Here is a 25,940-nt window from a genome sequence, read left to right as displayed (position 1 = left end):
ATGGACCTTTATTTTGAAGGAGGTGATTCGATGAAGATTCGTATCGTGCGCCGGACGCTTTGCGCGTCGGCGATGTCGGCGGCCCTTGCCTTGTTCGGTGCACCGTCGTTCGCGCAGCAATCGAGCACAGGCGCAAACGCCTCCGGTATGGCGCAAACCCCGGGCAGCGAGGGCGCCGCGGGTACCGCCGGTGCGTCGGCGACGCCGGCGGGCACGACCGCCTCGCCCGCGCCCGAGGGCGCATCGAGCCCGACGGCCTCGCACGGACGGCATGCCCACAAGAAGCATCATCGCCGCTCGCGCCATCATCGCGCCTCGACCGCGGCTAGCCAACCGGAGGCAGCGTCTTCGACGAAACCATAGCCGGGCGAGGGCGACGCCGCGACGGCGGCGGCGCCGAAGATCGTGGTGAAAACGGCGGACGCAGCGCATCGGCACGGTCCGCCGTTGCGTCGTGTGCGTCAGAGCTTGACCCCTCCGGCTTCGGGCGCGTCGGGATCGAGATCGTCCCGCGCGACATCGTAGTCCGCTTCGTATTCGTCGTCGGCCCCTAGACTGCGCCAGTAGGGCTCGCGGCCATAGTACTGATGCACGGACGTGGCCCAGGTGGCGTCGGCCATCGAAGGCCAATGCTGCTTGTCGAAGCCAGGCGCGTTCTTGATCCGCTCGGCCGAGAGTGCGACGAGGAAGCACTTGCGTGTCGTATCGAGCGTCAGTGCGTTCCAGGGGATCGCGAGCAGCTTATCGCCGATCCCAAGGAAGCCGCCGCACGACATCACGACATAGGCAATGCGTCCGGCGTGGACGTCGAGCATGATTTCCTTGACCTTGCCCACTTCCTCGCCGTCGGTGCTGAGGATCTTGTCGCCGTCGAGCGTGCTGGCGGCCATGACATCGGGACCGGGGCCCGATACGTCTTCGTTGCCTTTGCCGACGATGCGCGCGCCTTGCGCGACGTCCGTTCTGCTCGTGGTGCTGTGGGTACGCATAGCGTTTCTCCTATTGAATGCGTGAAGCGATGGTGCGCGAGGCGCGCGAAGCGGTGCCAGCGAGCGAACGCGCTGCGCGAGGCCGTCGCCTATACGCAGGCTAGTGGCAAGCAACGGCTGTTCCACCGAGCCCCGCGGTGGGTCAGCGGCTTTTGCCGCCTCCATCCATGCCCGTGCCGGTGCGCCAGGCGCGTTTGCCTGCCTCGGACAGTTCGCCGCTGCTGTGCGTCTCGTCGGCTTGCGTCCCATCGACGGCCATGTCGCCGCCGGGCGGCTCCAACGAACGTTGTTTTTGCTGCTTGCGAGCGGCGACCCGCTCGTCCTGCGATCTGCCGCTATGGATCGTCATCGTGGTTCTCCTTGCGAGAGTCCGGGTGCAGGGTTGGGCACGCATCGCGCGTGCCGGACATCGGCGTATGCAGCACCGCAACGTCGCTCGCCGGGATAGGCGCGACCGTTGCTGGACCGATATCGATCGACATTCATCGAGGAGATCGAGATGAGCACATTGGATCCGGACAACTTTCCGCCGGGGAGCAACCCCGAGCCGAGCGGCCGGGAAACGGGGGCGCTCGGGCCGAGCGATTCTTCCGACAGCGGCAGCGACATCGCCGGTGCAAAGCGCCATGAATTCGATCGGGACACCGAATTGGACGAGCATGCGCTCGAGACGGGCGACGCCGAACTCGCGAGCGACACCGACCGGGCCGGCACGGGCGAGCGCTCGTCGGCGGACGGCGATTCGACCTTGATCGACGACGCCGATATCGAGCCCGATCGCATCGACCATCCGGGTGCGCCGGAGCAAGGGATGGAGCCGTAACGCCGCTTGTGGATGCAGGGGCGGGCGCCGGCGTCCCCTCTCGGGCGGTTGGTCTGCGCGGCTAGTTTGCTCGATTCGCGGCGCGTGTCGCGGCCGGGGAGGGTGCCGCGCGCAACGTACGTTCCGATCCAGCGCCGACCGTCGCCGGTGACGAAGGCACCGCCTGCGCGCTGGCCGAACCCGCGGGAATCGCATGTTCGATATCGACAGCATGGGGATACAGCAGCAACAGCGCGCGCAGTACGCCGTTGGTCCAGCCGAAGCCGTCTTGCAGCGGATATTCGCCGCCGCCTGCCGATGCGTGCCCCGCGTTGCGGCCGATGTCGTACTTTTCGACAAGCTTGCCGGTACGCGCGTAGTAGTCGACGTTGGTGCGGATCCATCGCGTGGCGATCGTATGGGCGAGCGCTGGGTCGCCATAGCGACGCAGGCCGATTACCGCAAGGTATTGCAGCGGCGCCCAGCCGTTGGGTTCGTCCCACTGTTGGCCGCTCGCGGCTTGCGTCGTCGCCATGCCGCCGGGGCGCAGCAAGCCGCGCTTGACCGACTGCGCCACCGCATCCGCCTGCTGGCGCGACGCCACGCCGGCGAATAAGGGGTAGACCGTGGCCGCCGTCAGCCGGTCGAGCGGGGCGCGGCGAACCAGATCGTAATCGGCGAAGGCTCCGATGCGAGCATTCCAAAGCCATCGGCGGATCCCTTCCGCCCGCGCGCTGGCGCGCGCCTCGAAGTTTTCGGCGCGCGAAGCGTCGCCCTGCATCCGATACGCTTTCGCCAGCGTGCGCTCGAGCCCGTATAGCAGCGCATTGAGATCGACAGGCACGAGCGAGGTGACGTCGATCGTGGCCAGCGTGCGGTTATCGGCGAACCAGCGCGAGCTGAAATCCCATCCCGTCTCGCTGCCCGCGCGCAAGTTGCGCCATAGGTCGTCGGCGTTGCGCTGCGGCATCGCGTGCGCCGTTTCGACATCCTCGCGATAGGACTCGTCGCGGGGCGCGGCGCGTTCGTCCCAATACCGATTGAGCACGGTGCCGTCCGCGAGCCGCACGACATGCCGCTTGGCTTCGCCAGGCCCGAGCGTTGCCGCGCCCTCCATCCAGTACGCGTACTCCGTCTTCAGCTCCGGCAGGTATTGCAAATAGACGCTGTCGCCGTCGTGCCCAGCGAGCAGCCCCACCATCTGCGAGAAAAACGGCGGCTGCGACCGGCTCAAGTAATAGGTTCGATTGCCGTTCGGGATGTGTCCGTAACGATCGATGAGCGCGGCGAAGTTCTTCAGCTCGTCTTGCGCGAGATCGTAACGGCCGCTGGCGACGAGGCCCAGCATGATGAAGTACGAATCCCAGTAGTAGATTTCGTCGAAACGTCCGCCCGGCACGACGTACGGCGCGGGTAACGGCAGCAGCGACGACCACGGGCTGGCGACGGGATCGGGGTCGCGGCGCAGGACGTCCCATAACGCATCGATGTGTTGCACTACTGTTTGCTTGGGATCGGATACATAGGGGTGCGCGTCGCGCGATGGCGCATCGAAGTGCGCGTCGACGAACTTGCGTAGATCGAAGCCTGCTTGACCCCGCGCAGCGCGGTAGGCGGCGAGGATTTGCGACGGCGCTTGCCGGGGAATCATGTCGGCGAACGTCTTGCTGTCGGGAAACAGATGCGCGAGTTCGACGTCCCGGTAAAGCTCGCCGAGACTTTCGGACGGCGGGACCGGAACGACCGGAGAGGACTCGCCTAGCGGACTCGATGCGGCGGCGCTCGGCGGGACCGCCTCGGCGACAGCTACGGTCGCGCGCGTAGGCCGGTGGACGGCGGCAGGCTCGGCGGCAAAGCACGCGGCGGCGCAACACAAAGCGGCAGCGAGCGCCGGGCGCGCGAAGGCGAAGTGCATGGAGCGGATCCTCTCGTAGTTCGTCGGGGGCCGATGCCCAGCGGCGGGATGCGCGCCCCGCATATTGGATTCGATGCATCGGCGCCGGCCGACGACGCAAGGTCCGTGCCGAGCGGCGCGCTAATTGGCGCCTTCGGTTGAAGAGGGGAACGATGCTTCGCACGAGTGTGGCCGGCGGCATCGCGCGATGCGTGCCGCCGGATCGCATGTCAGGACGCCGCGTGCCGTTTGCGACACGGTTCGGCACGCAGCGGGGGACAGGGGCCGGTTGCAACGCGAGAGGCGCGCCGGGCCCAGTGCGGGGGAACGCGACCTCGACCTGTCGTTCCGAGGCCAGTCAGGCGAGCAAGCGCCTGTTACTGCAGATGCTGCCCGCCGTTGATCGAGATGTTGGCACCGGTAACGAAGGCGGCTTCGTGCGAGCACAAATAGGCGACGAGCGCCGCCACTTCTTCCGGCTGACCGAGACGGCCGACGGGAATCTCCGGCAGGATCTTCGACTGCATGATTTCGTCGGGGACGGCGGTGACCATCCGCGTCGCGATGAATCCCGGCGAGACGGTATTCACGGTCACGCCCTTGCGCGCCACTTCGAGCGCGAGCGATTTCGTAAAACCGTGCATGCCCGCCTTGGCAGCCGCGTAATTCGTCTGACCGAAGCCGCCCTTGCAGCCGATGACGGACGAAATGTTGACGATGCGTCCCCAACCGCGAGCGGTCATGTCCTCGTACCACTGCTTCGTCATGTTGAAGACCGAATCGAGGTTCGTGCGCAGCACGGCATCCCAGCTGTCTTTCTCGAGCTTCTTGAAGCTCGCGTCCCGCGTGATGCCGGCGTTGTTCACGAGGATGTCGATGGGCCCGATTTCTGCCTTGATCTGGGCGGCGCAGCGTTCGCACGAGGCGAAATCGGCCACGTCGACGGGGTACGCGCGGAACTGCCGGCCCGACGCTTCCATGCGGGCGAGCCAATCGTCGGCGCCGGTATTGCTCGGCGAATAGGTGACGACGACGGCATGACCGACATCGTGCAACCTAATGCTGATCGCTTCGCCGATGCCACCCATGCCGCCCGTTACGAGCGCAATTCTCCTTGTCATCTTCGGTTCTCCTGTGACGAGCGTTTGACGAAGTGAAACCTAAATTCGAACGGCGCGACGAGCCGCAACGACCGCCACGGCGATCGCACCGCGTTTGCGCGACCTGCGCGTGCCGTTATCGCAAGCGCGAACAGGCTTGAAGAATCGAGTTGCCGTTTTCCGTGATGCGAGGCCGAGGCACGCCGAAATCTTCGGACGGAGCCTCGAGCGCAATCAGGTGACGCTCGAGCAAGGTGCTCAGCTCGGCGCGGTCGCCGATCTGCTCGGGCGCATCCTTGACCAACATCAGCGTGGCGAGTTCGTGTGGGCTCAGCATGCTGCTCTCCAATGAAGCTAAGATAGTCGATTCGATCGGGATGATCGGAGTGGGCCGGTGCGGGTTGCACCAAGTTGCCCAACGCATCAATGACTTCGTCGACGAAAAGCGCTGAGTAAAGCCGGAAAGCATTCCGGGTGATAACTAAAAATCGAGAGGCGATAAGAATGGCTATTCATACGATGCTATGAAACGTTTTCGATGTTTTATTGTGGTCAAGCGTAGGAGGTATTAATTACCCGCCGTAGGCACGCATCCTGCGGCGATACGGTAATTGTTTCGGCTGCCCGGCTGGTTGGGTGGGGCCGGGCGTCATTCGTTGGTTGCGCAATACTAATCCCGTCTTGCGCGATTCGCAATATGGAAGAGCGAGCTTTGTCTATTACCCCATTTGTTCTGATGGGTACTACTACTTGAAGCGCAGGTTCCGTATTGGCTTTCGAAAATATTTGCTTACGAACAATGCATATCGATTTAATTCGCGCGTCACAATCGCCTTGTCTCTGCCAGATCCGGAAGGCGGTATTTTCGTACGGGCCCTCTTTTCGAGCCGGCCCAAGTTGCCGGCATACGCCACCGTCGCGCGGCGATACCGTGGAAACGCACCACCCGCGTCGCGGTCCGCTAATTGCTGCTCCCGACCATGACGGCAGCGCGGATGAGCCGCGGCCGCTTACCGGAGGACACTGCCCATGCAAGAAGCCCAGGAACCGAAGAACCCCGGAGACGAAGCGCCGCCGGACGCACCGGGTGTCGGCGAAAGCCCGTGCCGCGTCTGTCGGGGCACCGGCATGGTGGAAGGACAGCCTTGCACGATCTGCGGGGGCACGGGCCGCGTGCTGCAGGGGATTGGCGGGGGGTAAGCCACTGCCTGCATTCGGATCGCAGGCCGGCGGGCACAAGCGAGCCCTCCGTCTCGCGGCCGCGCCGCTCCGATCGAGTTGAGCCGTGTTGCGCCCGCGCATCGATCGCCGATGCGCGGGCGCATTGCATTATTTCGGCTCGACTCAGTGGTGATCGCGTCGGGTCGTGGCGGTACCCGATGCGACGCCGGTGGTTTCCACGCGCTCCATATTCGAATCCCAGTAGGGCGCGCTGCCGTAATAGTTGTGGAGTTCGCTGGCCCAGGCGACATCGGCCATCGCGGGCCAGTGGTCCTTATCGAAGCCCGGCGCGTTCTTGACGGTGTCGGCCGTGGCCGTCAGCAGGAAGCACTTGCGATCGGTGTCGAGCGTCAAGGCGCTCCATGGAATCGCGAGCAGCTTGTCGCCGATACCGAGGAAACCGCCGCTCGACATCACCGCATAGGCGATGCGCCCGGTGTAGACATCCAGCATGATCTCTTTGATCTTGCCGACGTCTTCCCCGTCGGAACTCATGACCTTGTCGCCGTCGAGCGTACTCGCGGCCATGACATAGGGGCCGGGGCCTTCGGCGGTCGCACTGCCTTTACCGACGATGCGCGTTTCTCCGCTGCTGCCGATGGGATCGGGGGAAATGCTCATGGGAAGCTCCTTTCGTGATGAACGGATGGCGCCGGTACGTCGTTGCCGTATGCCGGGCGTCTGTCCTGAACGGCGGATTGCCGAATCGTCATTGCGTCATTGCGTCATTGCACCTGCGCGATCGCTTTCGAAACGGCGGCGGGACTGTCGTAGTTCTTATCCGGCAGCCGGTCCAGCAGATCGACGATCTCGCGGTCCGCGTGATGGGACCGCGCCGTCTCGGCAAGGTGCTCGCGCGTCGTGGGATAGTCGACGCCCGCCAGCGCCTTTTGGACGGCGACCGGCGAGGGCTGTCCGGGGTGTCGGTGATCCTGAGAGTGGGCCGGATGCTGGGCCATCGATGCCTCCTTCGGCGAAGTGGAACACGTCTTAGTTTGAGCAACGGTCGTTCCTCGTCGTCGCGGCCTGCGCACGGGCGAGGCGGGACGCGCAACACGCGACGCTCAAAAAAGGGCGCCTGTAAAAGCTGCACCGTCGGTGCAGGGTTTGCGATGGGTATGAGCATTGCTCGACCGAGGTATCCAGCCGTTTCCGTTGCAACCCTCGACGAGGACGCTTCGCCATGCGCTCAGACCCCGCACTCGACAAGCTTTGCATCGACACGATCCGCACGTTGTCGATGGACGCCGTGCAAAAGGCCAATTCGGGCCACGCGGGTGCGCCGATGGCGCTCGCCCCCGTGATCTATCAACTTTGGCAGCGGCACCTGCGCTACGACCCTAGCGAGCCGCTGTGGCGCAATCGAGATCGGTTCGTGCTCTCCGTGGGACACGCGTCGATGCTGCTGTATGCCGTGCTGCACTTGGCCGGCGTCAAAGCGGTGGACGACGAGGGCCGCGCCACGCCGGACCCGGCGGTATCGCTCGACGACATCCGACACTTTCGCCAACTCGACAGCAAGACGCCGGGACACCCCGAATACCGTATGACGACGGGTGTCGAGACGACCACGGGCCCGCTCGGGCAAGGGCTCGGCAACAGTGTGGGCATGGCGATCGCCTCGCGTTGGTATGCGGCGCGGTACAACCGAGACGAGTTCGATTTGTTCGACTATCGCGTCTACGCGCTCGCGGGCGACGGCGATCTCATGGAAGGCATTTCGCACGAGGCCGCCTCGTTGGCCGGCCATTTGCGGTTGTCGAACCTGACGTGGATCTACGACAGCAACCGGGTGACGATCGAAGGGCATACCGATCTGGCATACAGCGACGATGTGCAAACCCGCTTTCGCGGCTACGGCTGGCACACGCTGACTGTCCACGACGCGAACGATACGTCCGCGCTCGAGGCTGCCCTGAATGAAGCCGAACGCACGACCGACGCACCCACGCTGATCGTCGTCGAAAGCGTGATCGGATGGGGCGCGCCGCACAAACAAGGTACGGCCGCGGCGCACAGCGACGCGCTTGGCGAGGAAGAGGTGGCGCTCGCGAAGCGCGCGTACGGATGGCCCGAGAACAAGTCGTTCTATGTGCCGCCGCAGGTGCCCGAGCGATTCGCCGAAGGCGTCGGTGCGCGAGGCGCGCACACGCGCGAGGCGTGGCAGTCGCGCTTCGAGGCCTACGCGCAGCGCTATCCCGAACTCGCTCGCGAACTCGAATTGATCGAGGCGCATCGCTTGCCTGACGGATGGGATGCCGATGTGCCTTCGTTCGACTCCGATGCGAAAGGCGAGGCGACGCGGGCTTCGTCGGGCGCCGTCCTCAATGCGATCGCGCCGCGCGTGCCCTGGATGCTCGGCGGCGCGGCCGACTTGGCTCCGTCGACCAAGACGCTGCTGAAGTTCGACGGCGCCGGCAGCTTCTCCGCCGACGACCCGGCGGGCCGCAACCTGCACTTCGGCGTACGCGAGCACGCGATGGGGGCGGTGGCCAACGGTCTTGCCTTGTCGAATCTGCGGCCCTACACGGGCACGTTTCTCATCTTCAGCGACTACATGAAGCCGCCGATCCGTCTGGCGGCGCTCATGGAGATCCCCGTCGTATTCGTCTTTACGCACGATTCGATCGGCCTCGGCGAGGATGGGCCGACGCACCAGCCCGTCGAACAACTGGCCTCGTTACGTGCGGTTCCGGGATTGACGGTGCTGCGTCCCGCCGACGCGAACGAGGTTAGCGAAGCATGGCGGCTCGCGTTGGCGGCCACGCGGCGTCCCACTGCACTGGTGCTGTCTCGGCAGCCGCTGCCGACGCTCGATCGCACGCGCTACGCTGGAGCCGATGGTCTGCGCCACGGTGCCTATGTATTGGCCGATCCGCCGGACGGGGCAGCGCCGGCCGTCCTACTGCTCGCGACGGGCAGCGAAGTGCATGTGTGTCTGCGCGCGTACGAGCGGCTGACCGAAGAGGGGATTGCAGCGCGGGTGGTGTCGATGCCTTCCTGGGATATCTTCGAGCGGCAGGACGACGCGTATAAGGACGCGGTACTGCCGCCCGAGATCGACGCGCGCGTTGCCGTCGAGCAAGCCGCTACGCTCGGCTGGGACCGTTATGTCGGCCGCACTGGAGAAAAGATCGTCATGCATACGTTCGGCGCGTCCGCGCCGATGCGCGATCTGCAAGGGAAGTTCGGGTTCACGCCCGATCGTGTCTACGAAGCCGCGAAGCGGCAAATCGCGCGCGTCGTGGCGGCTTCGGGGTTGCCGGGCGGCAATTGAACGCGGGGGCGCAAAGCGAGGAAGTGGGCAAGCGGACCGAGCCGATGTGGTCCGGCCCGCGAGCCAACGGTACCGTAGATCCACAGGGCCCGCGAGGCGGCGATCGTGCCCGCCCGCGGCTTACCCTGCGCACAGTTACGCGCTTACGTTATTGCTGCCCCTGTCCGTGGTACGTCTGCCCTTCCTGTTGCGGGGAGTAACCGCCCGTCGAATCCGACGGGTTTTCGTCGTTCATCCCTGGGGAGACCGTCGAGCGCCCAGAACGGGAACCCGTGGTGCCTGGGCTGCCGTAGCCGCCGGTACTGTTGCTGTTGCCCATACCGGGCTGAACGCCGGGCTGTTCGAGCGTATTGCCCGACGGCGCGGCGCCTCCGCGTGTCCCGCCGCCGGCTCCGCCGGCACCGCCCGCCGCTCCGCCGGCGCCAGCACCCGCCGAGCCGCCCGCCGAACCGCCTCCCGGTCCGCCCGCGCCTTGCGCATAAGCACCCCCTGCGCAGGCAAGTGCGATGACCGAAATCGTGGAAGCGAGCAGCGTCTTCGTCGATGCTTTCATCTGTTCCTCCGTCCAAAAAAGGTTGCGTGATGCGCGTCCAATTTCAACTTCGCACGCACACCATCACTGCTGCAAAGGCCATGCCGCGCACGCCATGGGGCAAAGCGAAGCGAGGGCTGGAACGAGCATTGCGACCATCTTGCAAGGGCCACGCGCGATGTCCGTGCGCGGCCCTTGTGCCCCGGGCCGGAAGAAAGGAGTGCCGATGACTGTCTCGCTCGATGCGCGGCAAAGTCTTGCCGAAATCGAACATGCCTTGTTCAAAAGTTTTCCGTTTCCTTCCACGTCGATCACCCACGTGACGAACTCGGACGGTGTGGTGACGATTCAAGTGTCGTGGGTCGCCTCGGCGGGCAGCATGAGTATTCTCGATTCGCGTTGCGCGATGAGTCTCGTCATGGAGCCCGCCGTGCTCGAACGGTATCGCGCACTGCCGGGGGCCAAACGGCTCCGGGTACGGGAGGCGTTGCGTGCCCACGCCGAGGATGCACTGCGCCGTCATTTGCCCGCGGGCGGCGTCGATCTCGCCGAGTGCAACGTCATGGTGGGTGTGGACGAATCGGTTCTCGCCGATGCCGAGCGAGGGCGCGCGTGAAGCGGATCGAACGACGGATCCGCGCAAGGGTGAAGGGGCGCATTGCGGCCGACATAGGGCATGCGATGTGGCGCTATCGGACGCAAACGTTCGGTGCGGCGAGCTTGATGATCGTGGCGAAACTGGCCGGCGTGTCCGTGCCGCTCGTGCTGCGCGCGATCATCGACGATCTGGGTCACCGCACCGCGCTGGCCTTGTTTCCGGTCTTTCTCGTCCTGGCGTACGCGCTGTTGCGGTTTATCGGCGACGCGCTCGGAGAAGCGCGGGACGTCGTCTTCAGTACGGTCACGCAGCATACGGTGGCCGGGCTCGCCGAACGTACGTTTGCACGCTTGCATCGGCTCGGCGCGCGCTACCACTCGCAGCGCGAAACGGGATCGATCGTGCGCGACGTGCAAAAGGGCACGGACGGCGTCGGCTATCTGCTCAGCGTCGGGTTGTTCACGATCTTGCCCGCCATCATCGAAATCGGCACCGTGATCGGCATTATCGCGAGCAATTTCAATGTCACGTTCAGTTGGATCATTGCGGCGACGCTGGTGGCGTACGCCACCTACACGGTTATCTTTACGCGGCGACGCATGCTCGTGCAGCGCGAGGTCAATCGGCTCGAAGCGGCCTCCGATAGCCGGCTCGTCGACAGCATGCTCAACTACGACACGGTGAAGTATTTCGCCGCCGAAGACATCGAGACTGCCCGTTATCGCGGCGTGCTGTCCCGCTGGATCGTGGCCCGCCTCGCCAATCAGCGAGCGCTGACCGCGTTGCATCTGGGGCAGAGCGCGATCGTCTGTTTCGGTATCGCGGCCATGATGCTGCTGGCGGTGCAGTATGTCGTCGGGGGGCGCATGACGCTCGGCGATCTGGTGCTCGTGAACGCGTATATCGTGCAGGTGTGCATGCCGCTCAACACGCTCGGATTCGTGTTTCGCGAGACGAACGATGCGCTCGCGAACGTCGAGCGCATGTTCATCGTCTTGGCAGCGGACAGTCTCGAAGGCGGCGATGCCACGGCCGACGAGGACCGCGACGCGCCCGGCGCGACGCCGTTGATCGTGACGGAAGGCGAGATTGCATTCGAACAGGTGGACTTCGGCTACGACCCGGCCCGGCAGATCCTGCACGAAGTGGATTTCCGTGCGAAGGCCGGCACGACGCTGGCTGTCGTCGGCGGCAGCGGATCGGGGAAGTCGACGCTCGTGAGGCTGCTGTTTCGGCTCTATGCGCCGACGCGCGGGCAGGTGACCATCGACGGGCAGGATTTGCAACGCGTCACGCGCTATTCGCTGCGCCGGGCGATCGGCATCGTGCCGCAGGACACCGTGCTCTTTAACGAGACGATCGCCTACAACATCGGCTACGGGCATCCAAACGCGACGCGTGCCGATATCGTGCGCGCGGCGCGCGCCGCGCAACTCGACGGGTTCGTCGAACGATTGCCCGACCATTACGACACGCGTGTCGGCGAGCGCGGAGTGCGTCTATCGGGCGGCGAGCGCCAACGGATCGCCATTGCTCGCGCGTTCCTGAAGGATCCGCCGATTATCGTCTTCGACGAAGCGACATCGGCGCTCGATACGCGTTCCGAACGCGCGATCCAAAACGAATTCCGACGATTGGCGGAAGGCCGGACATCGATCGTGATTGCGCATCGGCTATCGACGATTGTCGACGCGGACCGGATCCTCGTCATGGAGCAGGGCCGCATCGTCGAACAAGGCCGGCATGACGAACTCTTGGTCCGGCCGGGGGGCGTGTACGCCCGCATGTGGGCGCTGCAACTCGAACAGGGCGAATTGGAACATACGCAGCGCAAGCTGGCGGCGCAACCGATGCGCGTGGGCGACCTCGTCGCGGCGATCGCGGCGCGCGTTGCGACCGAGGCCGTCGAGCAAGGCGTCGATTTCGGTGTGCGCGTCACCGATCCCGAACTGCCGGTGACAGGAGAGACCGAGCAGATCCAGCGCGTGGTGGCGATGCTCTGCGCCAACGAGATCGAGCAGGCGGCGCCGGGCGAGCGCGTCGAGTTGCGGGCACAGCGCGACGGCAACATGGCGTGGCTCGCCGTAGTGGGGGCGCAGGCCGAGCCGGCCCCGCTCTCCGACGAGCAAGCGGCCGAGGCCGAGCACATCGTGGGCGTGGCCGGCGGCGCGTTCCGGCCGATGGCGGTCGATGGGCGCGTGGCCTATGTCGCTTCGTTGCCGTTGTTGCCGGTGGTCGGGGCCGACGGTACGGTGGCACCCACGGTGCAGCAAGGCGCGGCGAGACTCGACGGCATCAACGTTCTGGCGATCGACGACGACGAGGAAGCGCGCGATGCGCTGGAAGCGGCGCTCGTGGCGACGGGGGCGCGAGTCGAACTGGCGGCGTCGGGCGACGATGCCTTGCGGCGCCTGCTCGACGCGACGCCGGCGCATTGGCCGGGCATCGTGCTGTGCGACATCTCGCTCGGCGACGAGGATGGCTGCGAGGTCTTGCAGAAAATCCGCGCGATGGCGAGCCAGTACGACGGCAGCTCATTGCCGCCGGCCATTGCGCTTACGGGACATAACGATGCCGCGATCCGCGAGCGCACAGCGCGAGCGGGCTTCGGGGCGCATTTCGTTAAACCCGTGCCGATCGATGCACTGGCGGGGGAGATTCGGCGGCTGGCGGTGCATGGGTGAGAGCCTCGTGAAGCTGCCCGACGATATCGATGACGACCGTGCCATCCTCATGTCCGATATCTTCCCGACTGGCTGGTTCGGCGCACAGCTCGCTCGCATCCGCATGGGCGATACGGTGGCCGTCTTCGGCGCTGGGCCGGTCGGGCAATTTGCCATTGCGAGCGCGAGGCTCATGGGCGCGGGCCGCATCTTCGTCGTAGATCGGCTCGAATCGCGGCTCACGATGGCGCGCGCACAAGGGGCGGAGCCGATCGACTTCGATCGAGAGGATCCCGTCGAAGCAATCCGAACGCTGACGGGCGGAATCGGCGTGGACCGCGTGATCGACGCCGTGGGCGTGGATGCCGAGCGTGCCGACCGAGGGCCCGCCGCCGACGGACAGCAGAGCGAAATGTTCGATAGGGAGGTAAAGGAAGTCGCGCCGGAGCAAGCAGCCAGCGCGCATGGCGCCGACGGCCAATGGAAACCGGGCAGCGGCCCGACGCAGGCGCTTCAATGGGCGGTGAAATCCGTCGCGAAGGCAGGCACGATCGGTGTTATCGGCGTGTACCCGCCGAGCCTCGCCAGATTTCCGCTCGGCGAGGCAATGAATCGCAATTTGCAGATCCACATGGGCAACTGCAACCACCGGGCGATTTTGCCGAAGCTCGTCGAATTAGTGCGCAATAGTTCGATCGATCCGATCGGAATTCTCACGCAGCGCGAACCGATCTTGAATGCGATCGATGCCTATAAGGCATTCGATAAGCGTCAGCCGGGATGGATGAAGGTGAAGCTCGAGCCTTAGGCCGATCGAACGACACGGCGAGCACCTGCAGCCGTAGCCGTAGCCCTACGGAAAAGTCCAACGCACGCGACGTCCGGCCGTGGGACCGGCGCCCCGTTATACGGTATCAGCGCGATACGCCCGCGGCTCGTGCCCCGCCGGCCAGCGGGCGCGCTTCGAGCCGTGCGCGAAAGTGCTCGGCCGTCGTGCGCAAGCCTTCGTCGAGCGTCGTTTTCGGCGACCATCCCAGCAGCGCATGCGCCTTTGAAATATCGGGTTGCCGATGCCAAGGATCGTCGATCGGCAAGGGGCGAAAGACGATCTCGCTCGACGAGTGCGTGGCGGCTCGAACGTGCTCGGCGAGTTCGAGCATCGTGATCTCGTGCGGATTGCCGAGATTGACGGGATCGCAACTGCCGTCGGGCGCATCCATCAAGCGGATAAAGGCATCGATCATATCCTCCACATAGCACAGCGACCGCGTTTGCGCGCCGTCGCCGTAGACGGTCAACGGCTGGCCCGATAGCGCCTGCACCATGAAGTTCGACACCACGCGGCCATCGGCCGGGTGCATGCGCGGCCCATACGTATTGAAGATGCGGGCGATGCGCACCTGCACGCCGTATTGGCGCCGATAGTCGGCAAACAACGTTTCGGCGCAGCGCTTGCCTTCGTCGTAACACGAGCGCGGCCCGATCGGATTGACGTGCCCCCAGTAGTCTTCCTTCTGCGGATGCACGCGCGCATCGCCGTACACCTCGCTCGTCGATGCTTGAAAAATTTTCGCCCGCACACGCTTGGCGAGGCCGAGCATATTGATGGCGCCATGCACGCTCGTCTTGGTCGTCTGCACGGGATCGTACTGATAGTGAATCGGCGATGCCGGGCAAGCAAGGTTGTAGATTTCGTCGACTTCCACATAAAGCGGAAACGTCACGTCGTGCCGCATCAGTTCGAAGTTGCTTCGTCCGAGCAAATGCGCGACGTTCTCGCGCGTGCCCGTAAAAAAATTGTCGACGCACAGCACGTCGTGTCCCGCATCCACGAGCCGTTCGCATAGATGCGAGCCCAAAAATCCCGCACCGCCCGTCACTAGAATTCGCTTTCGATCGAGTTCCTTCATCCTCGTTGGCTCCGTTTATGGCTCACACTATCGAACGCTCACATCGCGACTTCGCACAGTAGGTCGTGCCAGTCGCGCGCGAATCGCTCGATCCCGAACCGTTCGAGCGCGGTGCGTCGCGCGTTCTGTCCGAGGCGGCGCGCTTCGCTCGGATCCGCGAGCAGTGCGCGCATTCGCTCGACGAGGCTGTCGACATCGGTTGCGACATACCCGTTCTCGCCGTCGGCGATGACCGTCGATAGCTCGGTGGTCGCCAAGCCGATGATAGGCATGCCGATCGTCATGGCTTCGATGATCGCGAGGCCGAGGCTTGTCCAGCGAATCGGATTGAAGAAGAATCGATAGCGCGCCGTGAACGCTGCCAGATCGAGGTTGCCGATTTCGCCGAGGCCGCCCGCTTGTTGCGCATTCATTCCCACCAGGTCGAGCGGGACGCGCCCGGCGGCCGATGCATAGATGTCCGCGCCGAGCCGCCGGCCGCGCGTGGCCAGGTTGTTGATGACGACGACGCCTCGTTCGAGTTCGCCCGAGTAGCGCACGCCCTCCGGGACGAGCACCCCGTGTTCGATCACGCGCGTGGGAACCGCGTCGCAATCCCACATCAAGCGATTGAAGTGCGTGACATGCACGAGCAACGTGGCCGGATCCGTCACCCAATGCCGCTCGGCGAACGGGTTGTTTTGCGGCGGATCGTGTTCGAGGTAAACCGACGGCAGCTTGCGCTGCGCTTCCGACAGCACCATGAGCCGATCGTGCTCCCAATGCTCCCGATGCTGATACAGCACGACATCGAAGTCGCGTTGCGCGACGACGGCCGCATCGACTTCATGCACGTTATTGCCCCACGGCAGCACGCCCGAGCGGCCGGCATACCCCGGCGGATGGCCCGGCCGAGTGACGAGCCAAAAATCGTGCTGCGCTTGCGTGAGGTAGTACAAGTAATTGCCGTGAACGTGCCAGGTCAGCACGCGCAAGCGCCGGTTACGTGGCATGGCCGCGCTCCTGCTCTCGGTGGTGGGCACGCGCGTGCAGCACACTTGCTCCCGCAGGATGGGCGCGCGCGCGATGGGAAAGCTGCTCGAGCGCCGCCGCGACAACATGCGACACGCTCACGTTCAGCGCGCAAGTGTGACCGAACGGGCAATCGCGGAAAGCGCAGGGGCGGCACGGGGGATAATCGGCCAGAACGCGGTGGCGCGCGCGATCGAGCGGTGCCCAGCGGCGCGTGTCGCTGCCGGAAGCGATGACGGTGCTCGGCGTGCGCATCGCGGCGGCGACGTGCGAGATGCCCGTGTCGTTGCAGACGACGAGCCGCGCGCGCGCCACGAGCGCCGCGAGCCCGCCGAGCGTCGTCGCGCCGGTCAGATGCAAAGCAGGCGCGGCCATCGCGCCGAGCACGGCCGCGGTGATCGCCGCTTCGTTGGCCGTGCCGGTGATCGCGATTTGCCAGCCGCGAGCGGACAGGGCGTCGGCGACCTCGGCGAAACGCGCGGGCGGCCAGCGCCGCGACGGCAACTGGGCGCCCGGATGCAGCAGGATCAACCGCTCGGGTTCGATGCCGTGGCGCGCTTCCAAGGCCTCGTACTCGCAGCGATCGTGCAGCGAAAGCGGAAACCACAGCGTGTCGTCTTGCGCATCGATGCCGAGTGCGCGCACGAGCGTCAAGTATCGGTGCGGCTCGGGCAGGTCGTCGGGCCAGGCGATGAAGCCCGGCTCGCGCGCTTCGTGCGGTTGGTGAAACCCCGCGCACGCGCGCGCGCCGAAGCGCTTGACGATCTCATTGGCCGGGCCGCCGCTGCCGTGCATTTGCAAGGCAAGATCGAAGTGCCGCGCGCGCATGGCCGCATAGAACGCCGGCAGACCGGCATCGGTCTCCTCTTGTTCGGGAAAGCCGCGCGCACCGGGGAAAACGACCCATTCATCGATCAGGGTCGAGAACCGTTCGACGAACCGCACCGCCCACGGCAAGCCGATCAGCGTGATGTGCGCGTCGGGCCACGCGCGACGCAGGGCGCGCAAGGCGGGCACCGCGCAGAGCATGTCGCCGAGTTGGAGCGCGCGAAAGATGGCCACGCGTTCGGGCGGCGGCAGCGGGGATCGAGCGCGCGAAGCGGGCGACGGGGACGCACTGGACGCGCAGGATTCAGAGGAAGGCAATCGCATCAAAGGAACCATGTTCGATAGCGGCATGCACCGCGCAAGCGCCAATAGATCGAAAGGAAAGGAATGACCGCGGAAGTGACCGCCATTTCGGCGACGTGGCGCCACGCACGGCTGCGCCCGCGCATCCGCCGCGCGAAAAATCGTAGCGCCAGGGCGATCCAAACGAGCGCGCCGACGCCCGCGACGGCCGGCGCTTGCACCGCCGCGCCTGCCACAGCGGCGAACGCCGCTGCCACTTGCACGTAGTAGTCGATCGGCGGCCGGCTCGCGATACGTTGGCGATAGAGATCGGGATGCTTGCGGTACAGCAGCGCCTCGAACGCGCTCTTGCGTTGCTGGGCGAGGCTCACCCCCCAACGTGCGGGCCGCACGGGATGGATGACGCGGGCATCGGGCGCCTTGACGATGCGCCCGCCTGCGCCCAGCAACGCAAATTGCAAGTCGGAATCCTCGCGCCATGCCGAGGTGAAGCGTTCGTCGAAACCGCCGACGGCAGCGAGCGCGGCGCGTTTGACGAACACGTTCGCCGTGGCGAATTCCGCCCGTTCGAGCCCGCTCGCATCGGCCTCGTAATCGGTCGGATCCGCCGGCAACGGCACGGCGATCGCGCCCGATGCGGCGCACGCGCCATCGGCCAAGGCGGCGAGCCCGGCTTCGAGCCAGCGCTCGTCGGGAATCGTATCGTCGTCGGTAAACGCGATCGTTTCGGCTCGCGCTTCGCGCCACCCGGCATTGCGCGCCCCCGCCGGTCCTTGCGTCGCCGCGATCGGCAAGTATCGAATGCTCAATCCACGCGCGCGGTGCGCATCGGCGATGCGTTCGACGAGTGCGCGCGTGGTCTCGTCGGGCCCGTCGTCGCATACGACGATCTCATAGCGCGGGGGCGGCAGCGTTTGACGCACGAGCGCTTCGAGGCATCGCTCGAGCAGGGCCGGCCGACGCCAGGTGGGGATCACGACCGATAGGTCCGGGCGCAGGCCGGCTGCCGTGGCGCGCTCGCGCGACGCACCGTCGTCGTGCTGAGATTGAGTGCGAGCCGACACGGAGGTATTCACGCCGCGCCTCCTTGCTGCTTGACGATGAGAAACGGTCCGATCACCAGCGCATCGAGCGGCGAGGTCCAAAACGATTCGAGCGCATCGCGCGGCGAATTGACCATCGGTTCGCCGCGCGTATTGAACGACGTGTTGACGAGGATCGGCACGCCGGTGCGCGCATGGAAAGCCGCCAGCAAATCGTAGTAGAGGGGATGCTGGGATCGGTTGATGGTTTGCACGCGCGCGGTACCGTCGACGTGGCGCACGGCTGGGATCCGGTGCGCGACCTCGGGGCGCACATCGAAGATGAACAGCATGAAGGGCGCGCGGCGCGCGTCCACGAACCAAGCATCGGCGTGTTCTTCCATGACCACCGGTGCGACGGGCCGGAAGTCCTCGCGGTCCTTGATCTCGTTGAGCTTGGCCTGCATGCCGGGATCGATCGGCGAGGCGAGGATCGAGCGCGCGCCGAGCGCTCTCGGCCCGAACTCCGTGCGGCCCTGATACCAGCCGATGACGTTGCCGGCCGCAAGCAAATCGGCCGTTTCGCCGGCCACGTCGTCGAGCCGCTTAAACGGCACCTTCGACCAGCGCAAGAACGCTTCGATTTCGGCGTCGGCGTACGAGGGCCCGAGGTAGGCATGCTCCATCGTCCAGCGCCGTGCACGGTCGCCGGTCAGGCCGCGCTCGCGCCAGTCGATCCAAAGCGCGGCGCCCAGCGCGGTGCCCGCATCGCCGGCGGCGGGCTGGACCCATACGTCCTCGAAGGGACCTTCGTCTCTCACGCGCGCATTCATGACGCAGTTCAGCGCCACGCCGCCTGCCATGCAAAGCCGCGCGAGGCCGGTCCGTTCATGAAGCCAGCGTGCGAGTTCGAGCACGGTCTCCTCGAGCACGGTTTGCAGCGAGCTGGCGACATCGTAGTGATGCTGCTCCAGCGGTCCGCCTCGCTCGCGCGCCGGCCCGAATCGCTCGACGAGCGACGGCTCCTCGACCGTATAGCTGCCGTTGCCGCGATAGCGGACGATCTCGCGAAAGACGTCCGCATACACGGGGCGGCCGAAAGCGGCGAGCGCCATCACCTTGTATTCGTCGGACGAGTGCAGGAAGCCGAGCCAGCTCGTGACGGCCTCATAGAGCAGGCCGAGCGAATGCGGTAGCTCGACTTGCTTGATGCGTTTGTACTGGCCGTCGACGAACTGGCCGAGGCTCGTCGTGACGCCTTCGCCGCGGCCGTCCATCGTGAGCACGGCCGTATCGCCGAGCGGGGCCGCCAAAAACGCACTTGCCTCGTGCGCGAGGTGATGTTCGACATAGTGCCAGCCGAAGCGGTGGCCACCTTCGGGCGCGCGAAAGCGCTTCGCGAGATGGTGCGGTGCGCCGTCGATGAGTTGTGCCCGCGCGTTGACGATGTAACTGATAAAGAGCGGGTCCCACGGCGATGCGCTCGGATGCGACGGACGTTGCAAGGCCGGTTCGAGCGGCAGGGCGATTGTGGCGGCGCCGTGCGCCGGGTCGGGCATCGAGGGCAATAGGCTCGGGTTGTAGGAGTAGGCAACGTGGTCGATATCGGCCAGCGTGATGCCGGCTTCCTTCAAGCAGTAGTCGATCGCATCGAACGGCATCTGCCACGTCGAAAACGGCACGGGGCGCTTGGCATGCTTGACGTGCGTGAAGCGCTCGTCCTCGGCGGCGGCAATCACGACACCGTCCTTCACGAGCGCCGCGGCGCTGTCGTGGTAAACGGCATTGACTCCGAGTGTGTACATGGCGATAGTCCGGCGGTAGTCAGGAAGTGATCGGGGTGCTGGCGCAGGCGGTGTCCGTGTTCGAACACCCAAGCTCGGGGGCGTTCGGCTCAAGCCGGACGCCGCATTCGGCCGCGAGTTCGAGCGCGGCCGCGGCCACCTCGGCGGGCGGAACGCCGGTCAGGCAACCGTGGTGGCCGGCCGGGCACTCGCTCCGATAGCACCAGCGGCATTCGACGTCGCGAAACAAGACGCGCTGCGCCGTCTGCCAAGGCGTGTGCTGGGGGTTGGTCAAGGCATACAAGTCGACGACGGGGGTGGACAAGGCGGACGCAAGGTGAACGGGGCCGCTGTTGTTCGTGACGAGCACGGCCGTGCGTTCGATCAGGGCGACGAATTCGCCCATGTTCAGCAGCCCCGAGCAATCGTGAAGACGCGCGCGGATAGAGGCATCGGCGGCGTCGATCGCCTCGCGCACGAGCGGCGCTTCATCCGAGCTTCCCGTCAGCAAGATGGGCCATGAACTCGCGCGCGCCAAATGTGTCGCCACTTCGCCGAAACGATAGGCCGGATAGCGGCGCGAGGTGGCGCTGGCGCCGGGATGGATCACGAACCACGGGCCCCGCGGCGCGAGGCCGCGCGCGGCGAGGCGAGCCGAGAGGGTGCGCCGCGCGTCGGCGTCGACGCTCAAGCGCATGCGCGTGTCGGTACAGGTGGCGCCCACTTTACGCACCAGCGCCAATTGGCGTTCCACCTCGTGTCGAACGCCGTCGTGCGGCTCCGTTTCATAGACCCAATCCGTTAGGAGTCCGTAGGGATTTTCTCGGCAGTGCGCGAGCCGCCGGGGAATGCCGGCCAGATAGCAAAGCATCGCGGCCGGCAATGCGCTCTGGCTGTAGACGGTGAAGAGGGCGGCGGCGTCGAATCGACGTGTTTCCAGCATGCGCTGCATGTCGAGATCGGCAGATGGCGAGGTCGACGGCGAGAGCCCGTGCCAGGGTGCGTTATAGGCGATCACGTCGTCGACGTCGCTCAGATAGGGGGCCGCTTGTGCGCCGACGCTAGACGTCAGCAACGTGATGTGCCGGCCGGGGAACGCGGTACGCAGCGCATGGATCGCGGGCGTCGTCATCAAGATGTCGCCGAGCCGATCGAGCCGCACGCACAGAATGCGTTTGACGTCCGCGCCCCAATGCGAGACAGGGGTCTCTCGTTCGCGTGCTTGCGACAGCGTGGGCGTGATCGCAAAGGGCAGCGCACTCATCGTTCGCTCCCCTTGGCTGCGCTCGATGGCGCACGAGGCGACGAGGCCGCCATGACGTCAAGGCCGGACGCGAGGGCGCGAGGATCGTCGCGACGATCATCATCGCCGCGCGGCGAGCCGATCGCCCGATCGTGCTCGCGGATGATCGCGAGCGCGGCGCGCAATAGATCGGGCTCGCGCAACGTCGGGACGCGTGCGGGGCCGGGCTCCCATAGCGTCTCGTGACCGTTATCGATCAGCACGGTTCGGCAGCCGGCTCGCGTGCCGGCCTCGATGTCGTCCAGGATGTCGCCGACGAACCAGCTTTGCCGCAGATCGATCCCATGCTCGCGCGCCGCCTGTAAGAGCAATCCGGGTTCAGGCTTGCGGCAGGTGCAGCGAGCGGCGTAGCGCGCCACGATGCCGTCGGGATGATGCGGGCACCAATAGGCGCCCTCGAGCGTGACGCCGCACGTCTCGAACATCCGCGTCAGGTGCGCTTGCATGTTGGCGAGCGCCGCGTAAGGGAAGCGGCCCAGCGCAACGCCGCTTTGGTTGCTGATCACGAATAGCCGGAAGCCGTGCGCGGCGAGGATGGCGAGCGCCTCGCCGGCCCCCGGCGCAAAGCGCATGAGGGCGGGGTCGACGTTGTAGGGGACGTCGTCGAGCAGTGTCCCGTCTTTGTCGAACAGCACGGCGGCAGACGTCATGGCGAGTGCGCTCGTAGGCAAAGGCGACGCGGGACTCAAGCGCGGCCCGCCGCGGCCTGCGCACGTTCGGCGTGCGCGAGGCGCGCGTCTCGCGTGTCGCGTTCGCCGGCGAGACCGCGTTCGTCGGCCTGCGCGCGTGCAACGCCGCGATAGACGTCTTCGAGCATGCGCGCCACGCGCGTCCACGTAAAGCTCGTGTGCACGCGTTCGAGGCCGGCTGCGCCCATCCGTTCGGCGAGTGCCGGGTCGCGTGCGAGGCGCGACAAACGCTCGGCCAGCGCATCGGGATCGCGAGGCGGCACGAGAAATCCCGTCTTGCCGTCGACGACGGTATAACGGATCCCGCCGACATCCGATCCGATGACGGGGCGCGCGCACGCCATCGCTTCGATTGGCGTGATGCCGAACGGCTCGTACCACGGTGTCGTGACGAATACGTCCGCCGCGCCGTAGAACTCGCGTAGCTGTGCGCGTCCGCGGCGGCCGACGAAGGTCACGTGCTCGGCCACGCCGCATCCGGCTGCTACGCCGCGCAGGCGCGCGATTTCGGGCGTGGCGATTTCATTCGGCAAATCGGCGTTGCCGCCGACAACGTATAGATGGGCATCGACGCCGGCCCGTTCCCTGAACCTCGCGAGTGCACGCACGACCGTATCGATGCCTTTGCGCGGGACGAGACGCCCTAGCTGAAGGACGGCGAACTGCTCGCGCGGCCAGCCGAGGGCGGCGCGGGCGGCGGCGCGGTCCATACGGTCGAACTCGGCCGTGTCGAACCCGCACGGCACGATTTCGACGCGCGACGGATCCGAGCCGTAATGCTCATGCAGATCGGCCGCATCTTGCGGGCACTCGGCGATGACGACGTCCGATTCGCGCACGAGGTCGTCTTCGATCGCGAAGCGCGCGTCGGGGAAGCCGTCGTCCGCGCCTTGATGGATCCGGCGCACTTTACCCAGCGCATGAAATGTCGTCACAAGCGGGGTGCCGAGCACCCTCTTGACCTTGAGCGCGGCCAGGCCCGACATGAAAAAGTTCGCGTGCATGACGTCGTACGGGGTGCGCTCGCGGCGGCAGAACCCCACTAGAAAATCCGCGAACGCCGGCATATAGGGCAGCAGCGCTTCCTTGGGCAATTGAGTCGGCGGCCCGGCCGGAACATGAATGACACGCACGCCGTCCATGTCGGACACGGCTGGCAACAGCGCGCGATCGCGCCGCGTGAACACGTCGACTTGGTGGCCCAGACGGTGCAACTGCCGCGCGACGTGGGCGACGTAGATGTTCTGGCCGCCGCTGTCGACGCCACCCGCCACGGCGAGGGGCGACGCGTGTTCACTGACGAGTGCGATTTTCATGAGTAGTCCTTGATATTGAAGACCTACCGAGCAGGTGCGCCGCACTTTGGTATCCATGGGCGCGAGGTGCTCGCGTCCTGTCGAGCACGCGGTGTGCCCATCGTCTCGGGCAACCGGTCAAACGTGCACAAGCGTTGCATCGGATAGAAACGCTGCTGTGATCTTTACCCGGTCTATCCGGTGTGACGCCTTCGTTACAGAGTCGATGTAATTACGCGGCACCGCGCGGTTAGGCGTCCGACGCCGCTTGCGGGTCCGCGCATCGCAAAAGGAGTGGTTTTTGCTGCCGTTGATTTCAATGGGCCGATCGGCTCGGGGGAACGAATGTTCCGAACGTTTCGAACGTTCCGAACGCCGAGGGGCGAACGGGCATTGGACGCTCACGTAAGCACGCAAGAAATGAATAGGCGCATATCGGTAGTCGTACTCACGCATAACCGGTTGGCTCAAGTGTCGCGAACGGTCGAGCGGTTGCTCGCGTTGCCCGAACGCCCGGCCGTGATCGTTGTCGACAACGGTTCGACCGACGGCACCCCGCCAGCGTTACGGCGCCGGTTTCCGAGCGTGTGCGTGATCGAATGCCGCGAGAACCTCGGGGCGGCGGGGCGCAATCGCGGCGTGGAAGCGGCGGCGACCGACTACGTGGCCTTCAGCGACGACGATACCGATTGGGCGCCGGGTTCGCTCGATCGGGCGGTGCGCATGCTCGACGAGGCGCCGCGTGTCGCGGTGTTGTCCGCCCGCGTGGTGGTCGGCGAAGCGGCGCGGCTCGATCCGACTTGCGCGCGCATGCAGGCCAGTCCCCTTGCGGGTAAAGCATTGCCGGGTCCGGCGCTCGTCGGGTACATGGCCGGCGCGTGCGTGTTTCGCACTTCGGCCTTTCGCGAAGTCGGCGGTTACGAGCCCCGGTTATTCATCGGCGGCGAGGAATCGCTCGTGTCGCTCGACCTGCTCGATCGCGGCTATGCCATGGTGTATTGCGATGCGCTGACGGTCGCCCACTACCCTTGCTCCGCGCGCGATGCGTCCCTGCGCCGACGGATGCTGGCGCGCAACGCCGCGCTCGTCGCGTGGTTGCGTCTTCCGCTTGCCGAAGCGCTAGCCGCCTCGGCGCGCGCGTTGACCGTTTATGCGAAGGAGGGGGCGTTCGTGCGAGACACCGCCGCGCTCGCGGCCGGTATCGGCTGGGCGCTGCGGCGCCGGCGCATCGTCGGCGCGCCGGTCCTGCGCATGCGCGCGCGTGTGCGCGATGCGGAGCGAAATTGGGCCGACGCGCCGCCTATGGCCGTTGCGCCGGCGGAGCCCGATCGATGACGACGTAGCGTTCCGGTTCGACGAGGTCGTTCGGATGGGCGTCGGCAAGCGCACGCAACTGGCTTCGATAGCGGTGCGCGGCCCGCCATTTCGCATTGGCCGCGTTCGGCGCGCGCAACGATGCCAACGGTGCGGCGAGCGCTTGCGCATTGAGCGGCGACCACACGTAGCCTTCGTCTCGAAGGGTGTCGTATCGCCCGCGGGCTGCGCCGCGAATGGTGCGATAGAGCGCGTCTTCGTAAAGGATCGCGCGCGCGATCCGCTGCCCGCGCACGAGCGCACGGCACGCATCGGCCACCAGCACGTGATCGGAGTGATACAGCCCGAGCGGGGCGACCAGGCGGCACGAACCCGCGGCCCGCCATGCGTCCCCCAGCGCTGCCGCCAGATCGGCGATGGCGGGTGTCGCGCCATACTGACTGTCCAAAAACGGCAGACGAATGGCGCGCGCGCCTAAGAGGGCGAGCGCCTGCTCGTCTTCGGCGATGCGGGCGCGCAGGGCCTCGTCCGAGTCGCGGTGGCCCGCGCTCCGGTCCCACTCCGTACGCTGCGGCGGGACCGGCTTGCCGCAAAACACCGTGCAGACGAACGAACCCGGATGGCGGGCGAGCAGCATGCCGCAGCTGAAGACCGCATCGTCCAGGTGAGGCGAGACGACGAAGAGCGGTGCGACACGGCGCGATCCGCCCAGGATGGGCGATGAGGGTAGTGCGGGCGTTGTGGGCAACAAGGGGCGCATGACGCGACAGCCGAGCAAGGGCGATGCCCGCGCTTGCGCTACCATCGCAGATCCGCCAACCGACGAACGACGACGCATGACTCTGGACAAGACCGACCGCGCCATCCTCATGGCAATCCAAGCGGATGGGCGCATGACGAACGCCAGCCTGGCCGAGGCGGTGGGCTTGACCGAGACGCCCTGTGCGCGGCGCCTGAAGCGGCTCGAGACCGACGGCTACATCGAAGGCTATCGCGCCGTACTCTCCAAGCGGGCGCTGCAGATCGGCGTGACGGCCTTCGCGCTCGTGCGCTTCGGGGTGCACGATCGGCGCCTGGCCGACGAATTCGAGCGGCAAATTCAGGGCTTGCCCCGGATCGTGTCGTGCCACAACGTCTCGGGCAGCGCCGACTATCTCGTTCACGTCGTCGCCCGCGATCTCGAAGACTACGGCGCGTTCATGCGCGACGTGCTGCGCGCATTGCCCGGCGTCACTTCCGTGGAATCGGTGCTGTCGTTACGGGAGGTCAAACGCGATGCGGGCCTGCCGCTGCTGTGAGGGGCAGGCCCGGACGAGGGCGCTGAGCGGCGTCGCGGCGAGCCGCTGGCGCATTTCCGAACGGTTGTCCGGAAGTTGTCGTATACGGACAGGCCGGCGGCGCGGGC

General features: G+C 66.0%; 25 protein-coding genes and 1 pseudogene. 9 read left to right on the top strand and 17 right to left on the bottom strand.

The annotated features are described in order from the left end of the window. The first annotated feature begins 30 nt into the window (after positions 1-30). Positions 31-363: a hypothetical protein gene (locus ACTHN9_RS27100; RefSeq protein ID WP_440539905.1), complete on the top strand. Its 333-nt coding sequence runs from the start codon at positions 31-33 to the stop codon at positions 361-363. Positions 364-461: 98 nt separating this feature from the next. On the opposite strand, the gene ACTHN9_RS27095 is transcribed toward ACTHN9_RS27100, so the two are convergent. Both ACTHN9_RS27095 and ACTHN9_RS27090 read right to left on the bottom strand, forming a co-directional pair. Then, positions 462-989, bottom strand: coding sequence for a PRC-barrel domain-containing protein (locus ACTHN9_RS27095; protein WP_440539904.1), 528 nt, complete (start codon positions 987-989; stop codon positions 462-464). 142 nt (positions 990-1,131) lie between these two features. After that, positions 1,132-1,338 (bottom strand): hypothetical protein, encoded by a 207-nt coding sequence (locus tag ACTHN9_RS27090; protein WP_440539903.1) that lies wholly within the window; start codon positions 1,336-1,338, stop codon positions 1,132-1,134. 150 nt (positions 1,339-1,488) lie between these two features. On the opposite strand from ACTHN9_RS27090, the gene ACTHN9_RS27085 reads away from it, so the two are divergent. Next, positions 1,489-1,812 carry a chemotaxis protein gene (locus ACTHN9_RS27085; RefSeq protein ID WP_440539902.1) on the top strand — a complete coding sequence of 108 codons (324 nt, stop codon included), beginning with the start codon at positions 1,489-1,491 and terminating at the stop codon, positions 1,810-1,812. 61 nt (positions 1,813-1,873) lie between these two features. Here the strand turns inward: ACTHN9_RS27085 and treA are convergent, their stop codons facing one another. The 3 genes from treA to ACTHN9_RS27070 all read right to left on the bottom strand — a co-directional run bounded on the left by treA (position 1,874) and on the right by ACTHN9_RS27070 (position 5,122). Then, a complete protein-coding gene (gene treA / locus ACTHN9_RS27080) occupies positions 1,874-3,706 on the bottom strand; it encodes an alpha,alpha-trehalase TreA (RefSeq protein ID WP_440539901.1) in 1,833 nt (610 codons plus the stop codon). A 356-nt stretch (positions 3,707-4,062) separates the two neighbouring features. Next, positions 4,063-4,806, bottom strand: a complete 744-nt coding sequence (phbB, locus tag ACTHN9_RS27075) for an acetoacetyl-CoA reductase (protein ID WP_440539900.1) — start codon at positions 4,804-4,806, stop codon at positions 4,063-4,065. A gap of 115 nt (positions 4,807-4,921) precedes the next feature. Further along, complete coding sequence (locus ACTHN9_RS27070; RefSeq protein ID WP_440539899.1) at positions 4,922-5,122, bottom strand: hypothetical protein; 201 nt, start codon at positions 5,120-5,122, stop codon at positions 4,922-4,924. Positions 5,123-5,814: 692 nt separating this feature from the next. On the opposite strand from ACTHN9_RS27070, the gene ACTHN9_RS27065 reads away from it, so the two are divergent. Beyond that, positions 5,815-5,985 (top strand): hypothetical protein, encoded by a 171-nt coding sequence (locus ACTHN9_RS27065; RefSeq protein ID WP_440539898.1) that lies wholly within the window; start codon positions 5,815-5,817, stop codon positions 5,983-5,985. A 144-nt stretch (positions 5,986-6,129) separates the two neighbouring features. Here the strand turns inward: ACTHN9_RS27065 and ACTHN9_RS27060 are convergent, their stop codons facing one another. Further along, positions 6,130-6,627: a PRC-barrel domain-containing protein gene (locus ACTHN9_RS27060; RefSeq protein WP_440539897.1), complete on the bottom strand. Its 498-nt coding sequence runs from the start codon at positions 6,625-6,627 to the stop codon at positions 6,130-6,132. A gap of 104 nt (positions 6,628-6,731) precedes the next feature. Beyond that, a complete protein-coding gene (locus tag ACTHN9_RS27055) occupies positions 6,732-6,965 on the bottom strand; it encodes a DUF2795 domain-containing protein (RefSeq protein WP_440539896.1) in 234 nt (77 codons plus the stop codon). Between the two features lie 224 nt (positions 6,966-7,189). Here ACTHN9_RS27055 and tkt point away from each other — a divergent pair, with 224 nt between their 5' ends. Continuing rightward, positions 7,190-9,283, top strand: coding sequence for a transketolase (gene tkt / locus ACTHN9_RS27050; RefSeq protein WP_440539895.1), 2,094 nt, complete (start codon positions 7,190-7,192; stop codon positions 9,281-9,283). A 148-nt stretch (positions 9,284-9,431) separates the two neighbouring features. Here tkt and ACTHN9_RS27045 read toward each other — a convergent pair whose 3' ends face one another. Then, positions 9,432-9,836: a hypothetical protein gene (locus tag ACTHN9_RS27045; protein ID WP_440539894.1), complete on the bottom strand. Its 405-nt coding sequence runs from the start codon at positions 9,834-9,836 to the stop codon at positions 9,432-9,434. Positions 9,837-10,041: 205 nt separating this feature from the next. Here ACTHN9_RS27045 and ACTHN9_RS27040 point away from each other — a divergent pair, with 205 nt between their 5' ends. From ACTHN9_RS27040 to ACTHN9_RS27030, 3 genes and pseudogenes are all read left to right on the top strand, one after another. Continuing rightward, entirely contained in the window at positions 10,042-10,431 is a 390-nt protein-coding gene (locus ACTHN9_RS27040; RefSeq protein WP_440539893.1) for a DUF3022 domain-containing protein, read from the top strand. Between the two features lie 65 nt (positions 10,432-10,496). Next, positions 10,497-13,097, top strand: coding sequence for an ATP-binding cassette domain-containing protein (locus ACTHN9_RS27035; protein ID WP_440539943.1), 2,601 nt, complete (start codon positions 10,497-10,499; stop codon positions 13,095-13,097). Between the two features lies 1 nt (position 13,098). Next, positions 13,099-13,884, top strand: a pseudogene (locus ACTHN9_RS27030) (zinc-binding dehydrogenase); the annotation flags it as partial. Positions 13,885-13,990: 106 nt separating this feature from the next. On the opposite strand, the gene ACTHN9_RS27025 reads toward ACTHN9_RS27030, so the two are convergent. From ACTHN9_RS27025 to ACTHN9_RS26990, 8 genes are all read right to left on the bottom strand, one after another. After that, a complete protein-coding gene (locus ACTHN9_RS27025; protein ID WP_440539892.1) occupies positions 13,991-14,986 on the bottom strand; it encodes a UDP-glucuronic acid decarboxylase family protein in 996 nt (331 codons plus the stop codon). Positions 14,987-15,024: 38 nt separating this feature from the next. Then, on the bottom strand, positions 15,025-15,978 hold the full coding sequence (locus tag ACTHN9_RS27020; RefSeq protein ID WP_440539891.1) for a glycosyltransferase family 4 protein: 954 nt from the start codon (positions 15,976-15,978) through the stop codon (positions 15,025-15,027). Next, complete coding sequence (locus tag ACTHN9_RS27015; protein ID WP_440539942.1) at positions 15,968-17,026, bottom strand: glycosyltransferase family 9 protein; 1,059 nt, start codon at positions 17,024-17,026, stop codon at positions 15,968-15,970. Before ACTHN9_RS27015 ends, ACTHN9_RS27020 begins: the two co-directional genes overlap by 11 nt. Positions 17,027-17,148: 122 nt before the next feature. After that, positions 17,149-18,126 carry a glycosyltransferase family 2 protein gene (locus ACTHN9_RS27010; protein ID WP_440539941.1) on the bottom strand — a complete coding sequence of 326 codons (978 nt, stop codon included), beginning with the start codon at positions 18,124-18,126 and terminating at the stop codon, positions 17,149-17,151. A gap of 74 nt (positions 18,127-18,200) precedes the next feature. Further along, positions 18,201-19,955 (bottom strand): carbamoyltransferase family protein, encoded by a 1,755-nt coding sequence (locus ACTHN9_RS27005; protein WP_440539890.1) that lies wholly within the window; start codon positions 19,953-19,955, stop codon positions 18,201-18,203. A gap of 19 nt (positions 19,956-19,974) precedes the next feature. Then, the gene (gene waaF, locus ACTHN9_RS27000) at positions 19,975-21,198 is read right to left on the bottom strand and encodes a lipopolysaccharide heptosyltransferase II (RefSeq protein WP_440539889.1); all 1,224 of its coding nucleotides are present in this window, start codon (positions 21,196-21,198) and stop codon (positions 19,975-19,977) included. Continuing rightward, positions 21,195-21,887, bottom strand: coding sequence for a D-glycero-alpha-D-manno-heptose-1,7-bisphosphate 7-phosphatase (locus ACTHN9_RS26995; RefSeq protein ID WP_440539888.1), 693 nt, complete (start codon positions 21,885-21,887; stop codon positions 21,195-21,197). Before ACTHN9_RS26995 ends, waaF begins: the two co-directional genes overlap by 4 nt. 35 nt (positions 21,888-21,922) lie before the next feature. Next, positions 21,923-23,242: a glycosyltransferase family 4 protein gene (locus ACTHN9_RS26990; protein ID WP_440539887.1), complete on the bottom strand. Its 1,320-nt coding sequence runs from the start codon at positions 23,240-23,242 to the stop codon at positions 21,923-21,925. Between the two features lie 399 nt (positions 23,243-23,641). Between ACTHN9_RS26990 and ACTHN9_RS26985 the strand changes: the two genes are divergently transcribed. Further along, the gene (locus ACTHN9_RS26985; protein WP_440539886.1) at positions 23,642-24,556 is read left to right on the top strand and encodes a glycosyltransferase family 2 protein; all 915 of its coding nucleotides are present in this window, start codon (positions 23,642-23,644) and stop codon (positions 24,554-24,556) included. On the opposite strand, the gene ACTHN9_RS26980 is transcribed toward ACTHN9_RS26985, so the two are convergent. Further along, positions 24,522-25,295 carry a PIG-L family deacetylase gene (locus tag ACTHN9_RS26980; protein WP_440539885.1) on the bottom strand — a complete coding sequence of 258 codons (774 nt, stop codon included), beginning with the start codon at positions 25,293-25,295 and terminating at the stop codon, positions 24,522-24,524. The two genes, ACTHN9_RS26985 and ACTHN9_RS26980, sit on opposite strands and share 35 nt — an antisense overlap. 76 nt (positions 25,296-25,371) lie before the next feature. Between ACTHN9_RS26980 and ACTHN9_RS26975 the strand changes: the two genes are divergently transcribed. Beyond that, entirely contained in the window at positions 25,372-25,833 is a 462-nt protein-coding gene (locus ACTHN9_RS26975; RefSeq protein WP_440539884.1) for an Lrp/AsnC family transcriptional regulator, read from the top strand. The last annotated feature ends 107 nt before the right edge of the window (positions 25,834-25,940 follow it).

The sequence above is a fragment of the Trinickia sp. genome (assembly GCF_051953405.1).
Classification (GTDB): domain Bacteria; phylum Pseudomonadota; class Gammaproteobacteria; order Burkholderiales; family Burkholderiaceae; genus Trinickia.
This window is presented reverse-complemented; position numbering and strand designations above follow the sequence as displayed.